We start from the raw sequence: 16,521 nt of genomic DNA, 5'->3' as shown, positions 1-16,521 counted from the left end.
TTGGCTTTTGCAACACTGAGCTTTAAAGTACTGAATTGCAAAATGCTGGCTACAGCATTCAATAAAGTCTAAAAAGTTGCTCATTAGCCTTGATGTAAATGTTGTTTTTAAAGTTGTTATCGTTAGCAATGTGTTGATGCCTATATTGGCATGAGCGCATTGCTTTTTAACTTGTATCCTATCTGTAGTGACCCTGCGCTTTTGCCATTGAATTGATATAGAAATTAATATGGGGCAAGAGTGCGCTTTGCTCTAAAAAGTTGTACTGTACTATGACCACCCAAAACGTCATCAAAAAACCAGTTACGCCCATTAAGACAACCAGACGTGGCATCATCACCGCACTCATTGCCTTTTTTATCTGGGGTGGGTTTCCATTATATTTTAAACAATTGGCCGCCTACGATGCGACCGAGATTATCGGTCACCGTATTATTTGGACGTTTGCTTGCTTGCTTATCGTGTTGGTAGTCACCAAGCGCTGGCAGTGGATCGATACCTTAAAGAAAAACCCGAGATGGATCGCGTTCTCATTTATATCGGGTTTGATTATTGCCACCAACTGGCTCACTTATGTATGGGCCGTCAATCACGACCGCATTCTCGAAGCCAGTTTGGGTTATTTTATCGGACCATTGGTGGGCGTTGCACTATCGATGATTTTATTCAAAGAGCGCTTACGTACGCTGCAATGGGTTGCCATCGGTTTCGCCTTATTATCCGTGGTCATTCAAGTAGTTATGATTGGTAGCTTGCCATGGATATCACTGATTTTAGCCTTTAGTTTTAGTACTTATGGCACCATTCAACGGCAGACGCCTTTGACGGCTGTCGATGCCATGTTTGTCGAAACAACGATGTTGGTGCCGATTTGCTTATGGTGGTTCTGGCAATCAGATGTGGTCAGTAGTCAATTGAGTTTTTGGTTTAGTCCCAATATTTGGCTACTAATGATCGCAGGGCCGATTACCTTGATACCGCTATTATTGTTTAATAAATCTACCAAGCTCGTTGCTTATAGCATTTTAAGTTTTATGAATTATCTGACGCCGACCTTTATCTTCTTCTTAGCGGTGTTCTATTATAACGAGCCATTTGATTTACAGCGTCTTGCAGTGTTTGGTCTGATTTGGTTTGGTCTGTTATTATTTAGCATTGACTTATGGCGTCATCGACCTAGTAAAGCGCTAAAAGCCGCGCGTTTGCGTGAAGAGGCGTTGCAGAAAACCAATTAAAAAACCTGAGTTCAAAATCTAATTAAAATTTAGCAAACAAGGATGAGAGCATGTTTCATACCGAATCTGATGTAGTATTCGTTAAAGGCTTAACAGTAGAAGCAGTCATCGGTGTTTACGCGTGGGAGCGCGCAATCACGCAGCCGCTGCTGATTGATATAGCACTTGAAACAGATATCAGCCGTGCGGCTATCTCAGATGATGTCAATGATGCGCTGAATTATAAAGCGGTTTGCGATGATGTGAGCGCGTGGTGCCAAGCGATTAAAGCGCAGTTGCTAGAGCATTTAGCGGGGCAAATCGCTGATAAGTTGCTTGCAAAATATAGCTGTCATAAAATCACTTTAAGCATTGCTAAGCCCACTGCTATAAAGCAAGCCGATGCGGTTGGGGTTCAAATCACGCGTTATGCAACGGTCATCGAAGATAAGCCAGTTGTAAGCAAGGACGATGATGCATAATATGCATAAAAATTTGGCTGATTTGAGTCTTGAGACTCTAAAAAAGCAGACGCCTGAACAGTTGCAAACACAATCTGTGACGGCAGTATTATTGGCTTTAGGTAGTAATTATCAAGCTAAACATTATCTGCCGCTTGTCCGAAAGGATCTAGCGGCGCTAGGGGAAATACAGTTATCTACTGCGTTTGAAAATCCTGACTTTACATCGACCAAAGCGCAACCAAAGCCCGATTATACCAATCAGTGTGTCTATTTACGTTTAACAAAACCTGTAACACTGCAACAGTTACAGCAGGTTTTCAAAGATCTTGAAGGTGACTGTCATAGACAGCGTCTAACAGAAGCTCAGACGCCAATAAAAAAAGTTACGATGGATATCGATATTCTATTGATAGAAAAGCTATTAATAGAAGTTGTTTCTGATAAAAATAGCCTAAGCAGTAATAAGGAATTTGAAGAGTCTAATTGGATTGTAATGGCAGATCGTTACCCATTCAAAGCGCATGAAAGAGCAGGGGTAGAGGAGTTGATTAAAGGTCATTTTTTAAAAGGTCACATGAAGCAGCCTAGATGCTATTCTAAATAAGTAAAAGTTATTGAGGACACGCCCTAGTGTTTTGCTTAAAACCTCTCAAAATAAAAGCTGAGCAAAATGCCCAGCCTATATCACATTTAAAAATTTTAACTATTACGCCTACTGTGCGGTCAAACCACCATCAACGACAAACTCTGAACCCGTCGAGTAGCTTGAGTCATCAGACGCTAAAAATAACACCATGCCGCTGACTTCTTCTGGCTGTGCCACACGTCTCATCGGAATAGTTTTGGCAAATGCTTCAACCGCATCTTTGGTATCGCCTTGCATAATCATCGGTGTAGCAATAACGCCGGGGTGAATGGAGTTCACGCGAATGCCATGAGGGGCGCACTCTAATGCTGCCGCTTTGGTCATACCGCGTACCGCAAACTTAGAATCGGTATAGCCGATAGCGCCGCCAACCAAGCCATTAATTGATGAGATATTGATGATAGAACCTTGTTTGGCGGCTTTCATCGTTGGAATGACTGCTTTCATGCCTAAAAAGACCGACACCTGGTTAATCTCTAGAATCTTGCGATACGCTTCTACTGAGGTATCTAAAATAGATTTGTGCGTAGTGATACCTGCATTATTAACCAGTACATCAATTTTGCCAAATTTATCTTGGGTGGCTGTAACAACTTGCGTCCAATCTTCTTCACTAGTAACGTCATGCTTAATAAATAGAGCGCTATCGCCAAGCTCTTTTGCTAATGCGTTGCCTTTATCAGAGTTGATGTCGGTCAAGACGACTTTAGCGCCTTCTGCCATACACAAACGCACATGAGTCTCGCCCATGCCTTGAGCGGCACCAGTAATAATGATAACTTTATCTTGTAAACGCGCCATGAGTTTTCCTATTTTTTTAGTTATGAATAATGAAAGAGTATAGGACACAATCGCTAAATACTCCTTAGTGATTATGAAACCAAAAGTCAATACTTGATGTTTTTAAATGATAGCTTTGAATAATGCTTTTGGCTGACTGTTTTAAATAATGTAGTGAGGAAATGATGTATAACGACATATTAAATTTCTGTTTTAAAGAGGCGGGTAGTGAGAAGTTTTTTGAGAAAGACATAGCGTTTGATCAATTATTAATAGAGCGATACAGCGATATACTTGAGCAAGCGAAGGCTGCAGAGTTTTATACATGGCGTAGTAGCATAAAGGGGCGTTTAGCAGAAATAATTATATTGGATCAATTTTCACGCAATATTTACCGTGATACGCCAGCAGCTTTTGCCCAAGATGCGATGAGTCTCGCGCTCGCGCAAGAAGCGGTTGCTGCCGGTGCATTAGAGGCGCTTGAAACGATGGATGAGCGTAAGTTTTTATTGATGCCTTATATGCACAGCGAATCAAAACTGATTCATCAGCAGGCGGAACAGCTATTTAAGCAATATACCAATGCAGATACCGTGGATGCTGAGCTTAGACATAAAGTGATTATCGATCGTTTTGGTCGTTATCCGCATCGTAATGATATTTTGGGACGGGTTTCGAGTAGTGAAGAAATAGCGTTTTTGACGCAGCCTGACTCATCTTTTTTATAAATATTGTCTGTTAAATAGCTAGTCAGTAAAGCATTGTTTATCAATTGATTAAAATGTAAAAAGAAGCCATTTGGCCTCTTTTTTATTCAGTATCGACGACAGCTAGAAGATTACTTCTGCTCAGTGTCTATCTCATCCATATCAGCACGACCAATCACATCGATATCCTCTAAGCAAAGTTTGTCATATTCTTTTTTACAAAAGTCAGGATCGATTTTGCACATCGCTGCTTGTAATTGATCTAAGCGATTTTCTGATTGCTGAATGTGTTCGAGCATTTTAGCAAAGGCTTCGGCGACAGGGTCTTGTGACATAGGGTCGATGCCATAAGCCCGAAACGCGTTTTCGCGTGCTAAATGATTGGTGGCTTTTTCATCTATTGATTTTTTATCTACTGCCTTTTTATCTATGCCATTATCTGTAGAAGCAGCTTGCGCTACTTTTTCTTGCTGCTTGGCATCATCGACTTTTTTGACAATTGGATTGCCCTTTTCATCATGATGGTCTGATATCATCCGAGCTGCGCTGCCGACCATAGTCGCACCTGCTGGTACTGCCTTTACTACGACGGCATTTGAGCCAATTTTGGCGCCTTTACCGTCAGTAAATGGTCCCAATACTTTAGCACCAGCACCAACGATAACCCCATCTTCCAAAGTAGGGTGGCGCTTGCCATTATTCCAAGAGACGCCGCCAAGCGTGACCCCGTGATAAAGCGTCACATCATTGCCAATCTCTGCCGTTTCGCCAATCACGATACCCATACCATGATCAATAAAAAATCGTCGACCGATTTTGGCAGCAGGGTGTATCTCAATACCTGTGATGATGCGTGAGCCATAAGAAATTACTCGCGCCGCCAGTTTTTGTTCATGATTCCAAAGATAATGGGCACCGCGATGTAGGACGAGCGCGTGGATGCCAGGATAAGTCAAGATGACTTCCAGACTATTACGCGCAGCAGGATCACGGTTAAATACCGCATCGATATCTTCTGTTAGGTCTTTTTTGATGCGTGAAAGTGATTTGAATAAGGCAGTTGGCAATGACATAAATTGTCCTATCGTATTTTTGATTACAATCTATTTAGTTATAGCAGCTTTGCAGCACAAAATATAGCGATGAGCGATAAATAAAAATAGACGGCTGATAGATAAAATGCCAGTCATTGACAATTTATCTACAGGCAATTATTTATGATTTAGCTATCACTGACAACATATTTTAGCAGATCAACAACTTGCTCTGGCGTTTGCGCCCAAGCCATTGCCGCCGCATCGACTTCTTTTAGCGGATGGATAATATCTTCAGCATGAAGGGTAATATACGGCTTGCCTAAAGCCGCGCAGTAGCCGGCATCGAAGGCAGCGTTCCACTGCTTATATTTATCACCAAAACGAATGATAGCAATATCGCACTTTTGAATCATGTTTTTGGTGCGAATCGCATTCACCTTTGATGACTGATGGTCGCGCCAGAACCCATTATCTTCTTTACCGAGTACGTCACCAGCGGCGTCACTGGCTTCATGTTCAGTCACTGCGGAGGTAAAGGTAATATCTAAACCTTTGTCTTTCGCGCCTTGCATGATTTTTTGTCGCCAGTCAGTGTGTATTTCTCCAGACAAATAAACGTTCCAATTCATCATCAATTCCTTTTTATTATTGAATCATATCATTTTTAAAATCATAGGATTTGTAAATGCTACGGCTGCTAATGCAATAGAAACTCAATGCCGGAAACCTTGCATATTAAAAGTTTTAGTCTTTTGCAAGTTTGGCAATTAATGCGCTTAATAGCTGATACTCTTTTTGATCAAGCTGTAAGCGTGAGCCCAGTCGTGACAGCCGCGATGGTAATGACTTCAAGTTTTCGCTATCGGCTAAACCACGTTGAACCATCAGTTCAGTTGTGCGATGAGTCAGCTGTTGCAATTGCTGCTGGGTAATGGCGGGTTCATCCCATTGCTGACGTAAATGTACATCGAGCATTGGCTGAGTAGTAGTACTCAAAGCAGTATCTAAACTATCCGCTGTCTGAGTGTGTGATTGCGCGTAGGCAAAAATAAAGCTAGCGATTACTTGCACGGCTGACGCGACATTGAGTACAGGATAAGCAGGGTTGGCATCGATTTGGATATGATAATCGGCATAAGCCAACTCTTCATTGGTTAATCCACGATCTTCACGCCCAAATAGGATAGCGATATTTGGTTTATTAGTAGTAGCAGCCGATAGGGTATCAGCGTTGCTATCGCCTTTGCTCGACGCCGACTGTTTATCGATGAAATCAAACATAATCTTAGCAGCTTGCGTGGGTGTCACGACAGGGCGAGGCAAATGACGACTGCGACTGCTGGCAGCAAATACCAGCTGGCAATCCGCAATAGCAGATTCTAAAGTAGGTGCAATGATGGCTGATGATAGCAGCTCGCTGCCACCTGCTGCATGAGACACACTGGTTTCATCAATTGGTAACTTAGGATCGACAACCGTCAAACGAGACAAACCCATTGTGTGCATCGCGCGCGCTGCTGAGCCAATATTGGCAGGCAAAGTGGTATTAATCATGACGATTTGAACACAAGACAAATAGTCGCTCACTGTATGGTTGACAGTAGATGCTGCTAATATAAGGGTAGAATCATTACTCATTACAACCCCAGTCTTAGATTGATTTCTTGTTCTGCGCGTTGCAATGCGACGGCGATATTTTCAATCAGTGCCGCTTGCTCGCTGATAAGACGCTCGCGGCAGCGCTCTTGTAACTGGCTGCTCAAGTTCATTAATTGGGTCGTGCCCAAGTTGGCGCTGGCCCCTTTTAGCGCATGAGCAACCTCAAAACCATTGGCATTGTCATTTTCTTGCTGAGCGACTCGCAGCGCACTTACTCGCTGCTGACTATCAGTGATATACACTTGTATCAAATCAGCAAAGTCTTCTTCTAACAAATCACGCATGTCTTCAAATTGCTCATGATTAATGATTTCTTCAGCTTGGTGAGCCATATTTTTATTTGGGGTTTCATCCATGGTTTTATGTCCAATTCTAAAAGTTAAAGCGGTAAAGGGTTTGTTATAAATACGTCAATGTTCTTCAGGTATTAGGGCGTGTCCTCAATTCAATCAATTACTCTGTAAATGGGCTAAACATGGCTAAATTTTGTTAAACATCGTCAAATAGCTTATCAATATCTCGATATTAACGGCGATATCTTCCTTGTTTGACGGCAATTTATCTCATGTTTATCAACATTTTTAAAATGAGGACACACCCTAGCTATAATGGAAATGCAAATTGTCTTCACTAACCATATTCTTTAATTGCTGTAAGTTATCATCGTTGGGGTAGATGCGCCAGTGCTCAGATAGCCCTACGTTAGCGATGCCAAATTCCTCATAAATGCTCAGTCCCAGTGGCAGACAATTATCATTAATGGAGGTGTCGGTATTGCTCAAAGCATTATTGGCATAACTTTGATTAGCACTATTTTGATTCATGTCATTTTCTAGCGCCAATAAATCATTGCCATTTTCATCATATAAACTTCCGCCCATCGCAGCATCGTAGCCACTATTGCCATTAAAGCTGCCACTTTGCTCGTCTTGCTCGTTGTCATGAGAGAGTTTTGGTGCCGGAATAATGCTGGCTTGTGCAGACTTGAGTAACGGTTGCAGTCGCGTCAGCAGATTGATGTCGCTGCCATGAATTTTAATACTGATTTTTTTCATCCATCTTAGGCGCGCATCGACCATGCTCATGGCACTATCAAGACGGGCAAATAAACGCCCATCACGCTCACGAATGCTGCCTTTGATGATGACGACTTCATCAATTTTTAACTGTTCTTTAACGCGATTGAAACGCTCGGCATAGCAGCTTACTTCCAGCCTTGAAGTGCCGTCATCTAAGATAATGACATTGCGATTACCAAAGTTGGCAATATCAATAATCAATCCGGCGAAATAACAGCTACCGTTATAGCCCGTGTCAGTCAGTTTATCGAGACGAGTGCCTGAGGTATAGCGTTTTAACTCATCCAAGTATTCATTGATTGGATGACCCGTCAAATACAATCCTAACGTGTTCTTTTCTGCTTTTAAACGATGTTTATCACCCCAAATCAGCTCTGGCGTCATAACCAGTGGCGGCGCGGCGACGACACCATCCATTTCACCAAACAAATCCATCATGCCGATTTCACGGTTCTGACGGTCTTGTTCAGCAGCTTGTACGGCACTTGGCAGCTGGCTCATTAATGCGCCGCGAATCTCGTACGCTTCATCGGCTGGTAAATCTGGTCGCAGGGTAGCTGCAAAGTCATCAAAACATCCCGCGTTTATCAGTCCCTCTAAAGTGCGTTTATTGACCTTTTTAATATCAACGCGGCGACAAAAATCATAGAGATCTTTAAACGGACCTTCACGGCGGCGTGCATCAACGATAGACTCAACCGCACCTTCACCAACGCCTTTAATCGCACCTAAGCCATAAATAATATTGGTCGGTGTATCGGCAACAAAATGCCATTCACTACGGTTAACGGATGGATTAACCACGGTTAAATCAAAGTTTTCACGGCAATCATTGATAAAGAACACCACGTTATCGGTGTTGTTCATATCGGAAGTTAATACCGCCGCCATAAATTCAGCAGGGTAGTATTGTTTGAGATAAGCGGTCTGATAAGCGAGCACGCCATAAGCGGCGGAATGTGAGCGGTTAAAACCGTAACCGGCAAACTTCTCCATCAAGTCAAACACGCCGCCTGACGTTGCTTCATCAATACCTTGCTCTGTTGCACCAGTAATAAAGATATCGCGCTGCTTAGCCATTTCTTCAGGTTTCTTTTTACCCATGGCTCGGCGTAGCATATCTGCACCGCCCAAGCTATAGCCTGCCATCACCTGCGAGATTTGCATGACCTGTTCTTGATAAACAATAACGCCATTGGTATTTTCTAAAATCGGCTCAAGATTGGGATGATCATAAATCACTTCCTCGCGACCGTGCTTACGGTCGATATACATCTCTACCATGCCCGCATCGAGCGGACCGGGACGATAAAGCGCACACATGGCGATCACATCTTCGATGTTGGTCGGTTGTAATTTCGCCAGATACTTTTTCATGCCCATACTTTCTAGCTGAAAAACGGCAGTGGTCTTGGCATCTTGCAAGAGCTTGTAGGCTTTTTTATCATCTAATGGTAGGTCTTCTAACACCAACGCATCTTTGCCTTCTTTTGCACGGCGCAGGTTGATATTTCTGACAGCAGCATCAATCACCGTCAAGTTACGTAGACCCAAAAAGTCAAATTTTACTAGCCCAACGGCTTCAACGTCATCCTTATCAAATTGGCTGACACGGTGACCTTCATCATCACAATAAATCGCGCTAAAATCTGTGATTCTGTGCGGCGCAATCAATACGCCACCAGCATGTTTACCCACGTTCCGGCAAATGCCTTCAAGCTTAATCGCCATCTCCCACACTTCAGTGGCATCTTCATAATCCATGTTATCAGGATTGGAGATTAAGTCTTTGAGCTGCGGCTCTTGCTCAAGCGCTTGACTGAGGGTGATACCCGGTGTTTTAGGTATCAGTTTCGACATTTTACTGGCAAGGAAGTAGGATTTACTTTGTGCACGTGCCACATCTCGAACTACCGCTTTTGCTGCCATCGTACCAAAGGTAATGATTTGCGAGACCGCTTCACGACCATAGGTTTGCGCGACATAATCAATAACGCGGTCGCGACCTTCAATACAGAAGTCAATATCGAAATCGGGCATGGACACACGCTCAGGGTTTAAAAAGCGCTCAAACAATAAGTCGTAATGAATAGGGTCGAGGTCGGTAATATTGAGCGAATAAGCAACGAGCGAGCCTGCACCAGAACCACGACCAGGACCGACTGGTACGCCATTGGCTTTTGCCCAGCGGATAAAGTCCATGACGATGAGGAAGTAACCAGGAAAGCCCATTGAAAGAATAACCTTTAGCTCATACTCTAAGCGGTCATCATATCTTTGGCGAAAGTCGCTCCAATTATCGCTACGTTTCTCGATCGGGAATAGTTTATCTAGTCGATTATTAAGGCCACGGATTGATTCTGCACGGAAAAACGATTCAATCGTCTCACCTTCAGGCACAGGAAAGTCAGGCAGGACATTGATACCAAGCGTCAACGTCACATTACAGCGGCTTGCTAAGTGCAAAGTATTGTCGATAACCTGCGGAATATCAGCAAATAGCTGCTGCATTTGCGCTTGGGTTTTAAGATATTGCGCATCGGAATAAGTCTGCGGGCGATTTTGGTCGGCAAGTACGTAGGAGCCTGCGATACAAACCCGCGCTTCGTGAGCATCGAAATCATCCTGCTCTAAAAACCGCACATCATTATGAGCAATGATAGGAATATGATGCTTAGCACCAGAGTGAATAGCCGCTTTAATAAAGGCGTCTTCACCTGAGCGATTGGTACGCTTAATCGCAAAATATAAGCGATCAGCAAATTGCGCTTGCCATTCTATTAGCAGCTCATCGGCTTTTTCTGGCATCGAGCCAACCAGTGCCTGACCGACATCTGATTTTTCAGTAAATAAAACAATCACGCCTGCCGCATGCGCTAGAATATGACTGCGCTTGACGACTGGCACACCATGATTGGCATCGTCGGCGCGCCCTTCGGTAAAGCCAAGTGATACGATACGAGTGATGTTTTGATAGCCCTCGTTGTCCATCGCGAGTAGGGTGAGCCGTGTGTCTTCATTTTCCATGATGACTTCACTGCCGATAATGGGCTTGATACCCGCACCTAGGCAGGCACGATAAAACTTCACCGTGGCATACAGATTGGACAAATCGGTCAATGCCAGCGCGCGCTGATGGTCAGCCGCCGCAGCTTTCACTAGCGGCTTGATACGCACGATAGAATCAGTGATTGAATATTCGCTGTGGATGCCAAGGTGTACAAATGCCATAGAAGACTCTTACTAGTACGATCAAAAGCAATAAGCTATCGATAAAATAAAGGATGTGTATCCGTTATTTATATGGATGTTCAAAGGTAAATAAGACCTCGATAGCCATGTTGATACGTTTTAAATGGGGTCGTCAATAATAGCATTATTTGCCGTAGACAGCCACTGATTCAAAGGGTTTAATCTGAGTGAGAGGATTTGTTTTTCTTATTTATAAAGGTGAGATTTTGCTGTGTTTTGTCTTAATAGTTGGTAGCATAAACATTTGTCCTTAAGTTATTGCGAAACAAAGCCCATTTGACGCCTTATTTCACACAATAATGTTCATGTAATCAAATAAAGACGATAATATTATGAGTAACATTACGAAGCTGCCCGCATTTGGTGACATGTTAAATGCGGGTATACAAACCATAAAAAATTTGGGTACGCGGAATACCGTTGGTCGCACGGTATTTTATAGAGAGTTTGAAAAGTTAGCACAAATTGTCAATGATCATAAAGAAATCAATTACATGAGTAATTATGATATACGCCATGAGTGTCATAACGGCTCACCTTGTTATGATGACATCGTTGATCTAATTTTATTGTGCTTGTCCGCGATGGGGCTGGTCAAAGAAGACAAGTTCAGCTTAGTACCCAATTTAAATCAGAATTTTGCTAATTTTATTACTTTTGATGAAAAAGTAACGCCTAAAAACATCATACGTTTAGACCCGTTTGGCAAAGTCTATTTTTGGTTAGCAGGAAACAATTTTACTCAATACATTAACGAAGGCATTCCAAATAGTGATTATATTGCTAACTTGACCCGTTTTGATAATAAAGCCTTTGCTGATCTGCAAAAAGTCAATATTGTGGCTTATGGTAAAAACGGCGATGCACTTATTAATCATTTGATAGAAGGAACTCAGCGCCGAACGTCTATGTTTATGAATAATTATGCAGATGCTACTGTGGGGAATGATTTTGTCAAGGTAACGCCTGATATGATTATGGCACAGCTTGAAAGCTTGTCACCTCTGTAATTTGAGTGGTTTTGTCTAAAAATGATTGAACGATCTTTAGAGATTGAAAGTCCTGAGAGTAATTTGACCTCGCGTCATACTGGACGCTCGAATGACAATGGCATTGATGGGCTGATTATTCAGGATTTCCCAGATGGTGAGGTGCATAACTATTATATTCAAGCCAAACTATATAGTGCCGGTAATAATATATCTAATGGCGATTTGAGAAACTTCATAGGGGCTTATCCACCACAAAAAACTAATCATCATGGCTTGTTTATTACCACGACAAGCTTTACCAAGCCTGCGCAGGAATATGCCAATGCAACGGATTCGCACAGTTTGATACTCATCGATCAAATGAATCTCATAGAGCTTATGATGCAACATAAGGTGGGTCTAAAAGAGGTTAATGCCAGACCGAAATTGTTATTAGACAATGACTTCTTCAACAAGATCAAGTTGTATTGATTGAATAATGACTCTTAAATAATATTTTAATGTTTATTAATACGATTAAAGCCCTCTAAATCATAGTGGTTTAGAGGACTTTAATCGTCTGGGAAAGAAGGTTGTGTTTAGGGAGATCATATCATTGCTGTTTAGCGCTTATCATATTTATCACTATACTCTATCCAAAAGTCTGCATTTTCAACGCCTGCTTTTCTAGGGTCAAAGATAGGGTCAAGTCCCAGCTTCATTTGCTCATCGTAGTCTTTTAATACTTTGAGAGCTGTTTTACTGAGTAATACGATAGCGATAAAGTTGAGGTAACACATACTACCAAAGCCAATATCACCTAATGCCCACATGACACCGACTGATTGCATACTGCCAGTGAAACAAATGATTAAAAATACCACTTTTAATATCGGCTTTAGCACCGGATAGCGTAACTTACTATCTAAATAGACAAGCGTGGTTTCAGCGATATAGTAATAAGCAATCAAGCAAGTAAAAGCAAATAAGAAGATAGCAATAGCGACAAAACCGCTACCATATTGGCTAAATACTGTCGATACAGCGGCTTGGGTAAATGCGGTTCCAGCTTCAATGCCTGGCATGTTTTCAACTAGCACCAATCCTTCTGCTGGAATTACGTTATACATGCCAGTAGACAAGATCATGAGCGCAGTTGCAGTACAGACGAGAACCGTATCAACATAGATAGAAAAGCTCTGTACCAAGCCTTGTTTGGCAGGATGAGACACTTCTGCGGCAGCCGAGCTGAAAGTGGCTTCGCCTGCACCAGCGACGTTTGAAAAGACTGCGCGGCGTACACCCCAAGAAATCGCTAGACCAACAATACCACCAAATACTGCATCCATGCCAAAGGCACTTTTGAAAATGAGCGTGAACATGGCAGGTAAGTTTGAAGCATTAAAGCCTAAAACAATGACCATAAGCAAAATATAGCCGATTGTCATAAAGGGCACAACTGTGCCCGCAAAGCTGGCAATACGTTTGACACCGCCAAAGATAATAAAGGCCAATAGAGCAATGATAATGCTCCCTGTGATGATGGGCGGAATATTAAAGGCGGTATTAAAAGAGTCGGCGATGGTATTGGCTTGTACGCCTGGCACCAAAACGCCGTAAGAAAGACAGGTCACCGCTGCTACTACAATAGCGAACGGTTTCATCTTTAGGCCGCGCTCAATGTAGAAAGGGGAGCCGCCGCGATATTGACCATCAACGTCATGCTTATATACCTGCGCAAGGGTTGACTCGATAAAGGCACTGGCACCGCCAAGCAAGCCCATAACGATCATCCAAAATACCGCTCCTGGACCACCAGCTGCAATAGCGGTGGCCACACCTGCGATATTACCAACCCCAATACGACCAGACAACGCCATACAAAAGGCTTGGAATGAGCTGATACCTTGGGTTGAGGTTTGCTTATCAAATAAGAGCCTAACCATCTCTTTAAGATAGCGGAACTGTACACCGCGAGTCACAACGGTAAAATAAATGCCGACACCAAGTGCCAAATAAACTAAAGCATCGCTCCATATATAGCCGACGATAGTATTAATAATCGCTTCCATGACCTTACTTCCCTGTAAGTATGTGACTAAAGGCTTAAATCAACTAAGCTGCTGTTTTTATTAGTGAATACGGTTATATAACCTGTGCCTATTGAGTAAGTATGCTAATTGACCACCCAGATGGTTTTAGTCTGTGTATATTGTTCTAAAGCCTCTAAACCATTATCGCGACCGCCAAATCCTGATTGCTTATAACCGCCAAATGGCGTTGTGATATCACCTTCTGAAAACCCATTGATTGAGACGGTGCCTGCTTTAATAGACGATGCCACACGATAAGCACGCTTGATGTTCTGGGTATAAAAAGAAGCAGCGAGTCCATAGTTGGTCTCATTGGCTAATTTGATGGCTTCTTCTTCCGTCTCAAAGCTCGTCACCGCAAGCAAAGGACCAAATACTTCTTCTTTGAATAAAGTCATATCGGCACTGACATTGTCAAATATAGTCGGCTCGACATACCAGCCACTACCTAAGTCTGTGTGGATATTGCCACCTGCGACAATCGTTGCACCTTCCTCTTTTGCAGTCTGTAAGTAATGACAAACCTTATCGAAGTGTGCTTTTTCAATCATAGGACCAATGGCAGTGTCAGGGTCGTAAGGTGAGCCAACATTCCAATCTTTTAGACCATTTTTTAGCTGCTCAAGTAGCACTTGTTTTTGGCTACTATGTACCAGCAGACGTGAACCACAGCTACAGTTTTCACTCATATTCCAAAATGCGGCTGATAAGATATCGTTAATGGCAGCGTCATCGAGTACAGCGTCGTCAAAGACTATTTGCGGGCTTTTACCGCCGCATTCTAAGACGATTTCTTTTAGATTACTTTGTGCTGAGTATTGTAAAAACAGACGTCCGACCTCAGTTGAGCCAGTGAAAGACACCATGTCAACATCCATATGTTGACCAAGCGCCGCGCCGACATTTTCACCAAGACCGCAGACCATTTGCAGCGCTTCTCTTGGCACGCCAGCCTCATAGGCAAGCTTGGTTAGGCGGTAGGCAGATAATGAGGTCAGCTCAGCTGGTTTAACAATGACGGAGTTGCCCATAATCAGAGCAGGGGCGACTTTCCACGCGTACATTTGGGCTGGGAAATTCCAAGGCAATACGGCACCAACGACACCAATAGGCTCTTGGACAATAAGCCCTAAAGCTGCGCTACCAGTTGGCGCGACTTTACCAAATATCTTATCAGCCGCTTCGGCATACCACTCGAACGTCTCAATAGTCGCTGGCATGTCAGTGTTTAAACATTCAGTAATTGGTTTACCTGCATCTACACAATCTAGGGCGGCAAGTTCTTCAGAATGCTCATGCATCAGGGCACACCAGCGCTGCATAACAGACTTACGCTCTGCTGGAGCCAGGCGACGCCATTCACCATTTTCAAAACTATCGCGGGCTATTTGCACGGCAATATCGACATCACCGCTAGTACCAGAGGCAATCTGACCGATAACGCTATTATCAATAGGCGTGTAATTGTCCAAAGTAGCGTCTGATAAATGATCAGCCGCTATTAAGTGACCAGCCCAGAGCTGTTGCTGTTTTGCTTTCTCAAATACTTGTTTTTTAGAGATTTTTTCTTTAGTAGCTTGCTCTTTAGTGCTCATTTTTCTAATCCTTATTTGCTAATTTCGATGCCATAGATTCAAAGTTTGATTGCGGCATCAAATATAGCGTTGGTTATCCTTAACGTTGTTTTACTAAGCTGAGTACTATTTAGCCAATAAGGCTAAAAACGCTGCTTTCTCATCTTTTGGCATATCAGTTAATGGCACACGCACTGAGCCAACATCCATACTGCCTTTTAAGCAGCCCGCTTTAGCCTTTTGGTTGTAGTTGCCAGATTCCATAGAATGGATGGCAGGATAAATCTCGCTCATAATTTGTTTGGCTTTATCCCAGTCGCCTTGCTGAGTGGCATTAAATAGTGCAACTTGTTCTTCTGGGAAAACGTTGGCTGCGCCTGCAATCCAGCTCTTTGCACCCCAAAAGAAGAAATCGACCGGTTGATCATCACAGCCACAAACCACCTCAAAGTTGTCAAAATCAGCTTGTAGCATGCGTAACGCATGACTAAAGTCGCCGCTACTTTCTTTTACACCAACGATGTTAGGGTGTTTGGCTAGATGAGCGACGGTGTCAAATTCAATGGCAACGCCAACACGAGCAGGGAAGTTATACATGATAATAGGCAGCTCACTTGCATCTGCGACTTTTTCAAAGTGAGCAATAATGCCGTCTTGTTCAGGCAAGCTATAAGGCGTGGCAGACAGCATCAGACCGTCATAACCTAAGGCTTTTGCTTGAGCAGAAAGCTCAATAGAATGGTCAGTCGATAAGCTATTGATACCAGCGATAAGAGTCACCTTATCTTTTGCTGCTTCAGCGGTAGTGGTTAATACGAGCTCACGCTCTACTGCCGAAAAGGTATAGTATTCACCCGTAGTACCGCAAGCAACGATACCGGCTACACCTTTGTCAATAAAAGCTTCGACCAGTGTCTTTAATTTTTGTGCATCAACGTTGCCATTACTGTCAAAAGGAGTAACGATTGGGACTAAAATTCCATTAATGTTCATAAGACTATCCTTAGTGATGTTGATATTGTTGGTGATTTGACGGGTGATGATT

The 16,521-nt window shown here is 42.9% G+C and carries 15 protein-coding genes; 6 read left to right on the top strand and 9 right to left on the bottom strand.

The window, feature by feature from the left end:
• The first annotated feature begins 272 nt into the window (after nucleotides 1-272).
• From rarD to JMV76_RS01245, 3 genes are read left to right on the top strand one after another with little or no spacing between them, the layout of a single operon-like run.
• Nucleotides 273-1,235, top strand: coding sequence for an EamA family transporter RarD (gene rarD, locus JMV76_RS01255; protein WP_045455474.1), 963 nt, complete (start codon nucleotides 273-275; stop codon nucleotides 1,233-1,235).
• A gap of 50 nt (nucleotides 1,236-1,285) precedes the next feature.
• Nucleotides 1,286-1,696: a dihydroneopterin aldolase gene (folB, locus tag JMV76_RS01250; RefSeq protein ID WP_045455477.1), complete on the top strand. Its 411-nt coding sequence runs from the start codon at nucleotides 1,286-1,288 to the stop codon at nucleotides 1,694-1,696.
• On the top strand, nucleotides 1,686-2,282 hold the full coding sequence (locus JMV76_RS01245) for a 2-amino-4-hydroxy-6-hydroxymethyldihydropteridine diphosphokinase (protein ID WP_227681700.1): 597 nt from the start codon (nucleotides 1,686-1,688) through the stop codon (nucleotides 2,280-2,282). Before folB ends, JMV76_RS01245 begins: the two co-directional genes overlap by 11 nt.
• Before the next feature lie 108 nt (nucleotides 2,283-2,390).
• On the opposite strand, the gene JMV76_RS01240 is transcribed toward JMV76_RS01245, so the two are convergent.
• Entirely contained in the window at nucleotides 2,391-3,125 is a 735-nt protein-coding gene (locus JMV76_RS01240; RefSeq protein WP_045455480.1) for a glucose 1-dehydrogenase, read from the bottom strand.
• Nucleotides 3,126-3,286: 161 nt separating this feature from the next.
• On the opposite strand from JMV76_RS01240, the gene JMV76_RS01235 reads away from it, so the two are divergent.
• Complete coding sequence (locus JMV76_RS01235) at nucleotides 3,287-3,832, top strand: DUF924 family protein (RefSeq protein WP_201501336.1); 546 nt, start codon at nucleotides 3,287-3,289, stop codon at nucleotides 3,830-3,832.
• Between the two features lie 110 nt (nucleotides 3,833-3,942).
• Here the strand turns inward: JMV76_RS01235 and cysE are convergent, their stop codons facing one another.
• From cysE to dnaE, 5 genes are all read right to left on the bottom strand, one after another.
• Entirely contained in the window at nucleotides 3,943-4,845 is a 903-nt protein-coding gene (cysE, locus tag JMV76_RS01230) for a serine O-acetyltransferase (RefSeq protein WP_374190036.1), read from the bottom strand.
• A 188-nt stretch (nucleotides 4,846-5,033) separates the two neighbouring features.
• Nucleotides 5,034-5,477, bottom strand: coding sequence for a YtoQ family protein (locus tag JMV76_RS01225; protein ID WP_045455487.1), 444 nt, complete (start codon nucleotides 5,475-5,477; stop codon nucleotides 5,034-5,036).
• A gap of 115 nt (nucleotides 5,478-5,592) precedes the next feature.
• Nucleotides 5,593-6,486, bottom strand: coding sequence for an RNA methyltransferase (locus tag JMV76_RS01220; RefSeq protein ID WP_201501334.1), 894 nt, complete (start codon nucleotides 6,484-6,486; stop codon nucleotides 5,593-5,595).
• Nucleotides 6,486-6,863, bottom strand: a complete 378-nt coding sequence (locus tag JMV76_RS01215; protein WP_045455494.1) for an Hpt domain-containing protein — start codon at nucleotides 6,861-6,863, stop codon at nucleotides 6,486-6,488. Before JMV76_RS01215 ends, JMV76_RS01220 begins: the two co-directional genes overlap by 1 nt.
• Before the next feature lie 243 nt (nucleotides 6,864-7,106).
• On the bottom strand, nucleotides 7,107-10,817 hold the full coding sequence (gene dnaE, locus JMV76_RS01210; RefSeq protein WP_201501333.1) for a DNA polymerase III subunit alpha: 3,711 nt from the start codon (nucleotides 10,815-10,817) through the stop codon (nucleotides 7,107-7,109).
• A gap of 353 nt (nucleotides 10,818-11,170) precedes the next feature.
• Here dnaE and JMV76_RS14710 point away from each other — a divergent pair, with 353 nt between their 5' ends.
• Together JMV76_RS14710 and JMV76_RS14705 are read left to right on the top strand one after the other, a co-directional pair.
• Nucleotides 11,171-11,848 (top strand): hypothetical protein, encoded by a 678-nt coding sequence (locus JMV76_RS14710; RefSeq protein ID WP_227690003.1) that lies wholly within the window; start codon nucleotides 11,171-11,173, stop codon nucleotides 11,846-11,848.
• Nucleotides 11,849-11,869: 21 nt separating this feature from the next.
• The gene (locus tag JMV76_RS14705) at nucleotides 11,870-12,301 is read left to right on the top strand and encodes a restriction endonuclease (RefSeq protein ID WP_227679043.1); all 432 of its coding nucleotides are present in this window, start codon (nucleotides 11,870-11,872) and stop codon (nucleotides 12,299-12,301) included.
• A gap of 131 nt (nucleotides 12,302-12,432) precedes the next feature.
• Here JMV76_RS14705 and JMV76_RS01200 read toward each other — a convergent pair whose 3' ends face one another.
• The 3 genes from JMV76_RS01200 to dapA all read right to left on the bottom strand — a co-directional run bounded on the left by JMV76_RS01200 (nucleotide 12,433) and on the right by dapA (nucleotide 16,469).
• Nucleotides 12,433-13,881 (bottom strand): alanine/glycine:cation symporter family protein, encoded by a 1,449-nt coding sequence (locus JMV76_RS01200; protein ID WP_201501332.1) that lies wholly within the window; start codon nucleotides 13,879-13,881, stop codon nucleotides 12,433-12,435.
• A 104-nt stretch (nucleotides 13,882-13,985) separates the two neighbouring features.
• Nucleotides 13,986-15,497 carry an aldehyde dehydrogenase gene (locus JMV76_RS01195; RefSeq protein ID WP_201501331.1) on the bottom strand — a complete coding sequence of 504 codons (1,512 nt, stop codon included), beginning with the start codon at nucleotides 15,495-15,497 and terminating at the stop codon, nucleotides 13,986-13,988.
• A 105-nt stretch (nucleotides 15,498-15,602) separates the two neighbouring features.
• Entirely contained in the window at nucleotides 15,603-16,469 is an 867-nt protein-coding gene (dapA, locus tag JMV76_RS01190; protein WP_201501330.1) for a 4-hydroxy-tetrahydrodipicolinate synthase, read from the bottom strand.
• Between the last annotated feature and the right edge of the window lie 52 nt (nucleotides 16,470-16,521).

Origin of the sequence: Psychrobacter cibarius (assembly GCF_904845955.1) — a bacterium.
Lineage (GTDB): Bacteria > Pseudomonadota > Gammaproteobacteria > Pseudomonadales > Moraxellaceae > Psychrobacter > Psychrobacter cibarius_B.
Note: the sequence above shows the minus strand (reverse complement) of the source record. Positions and strands in the feature narration are given on the sequence as shown.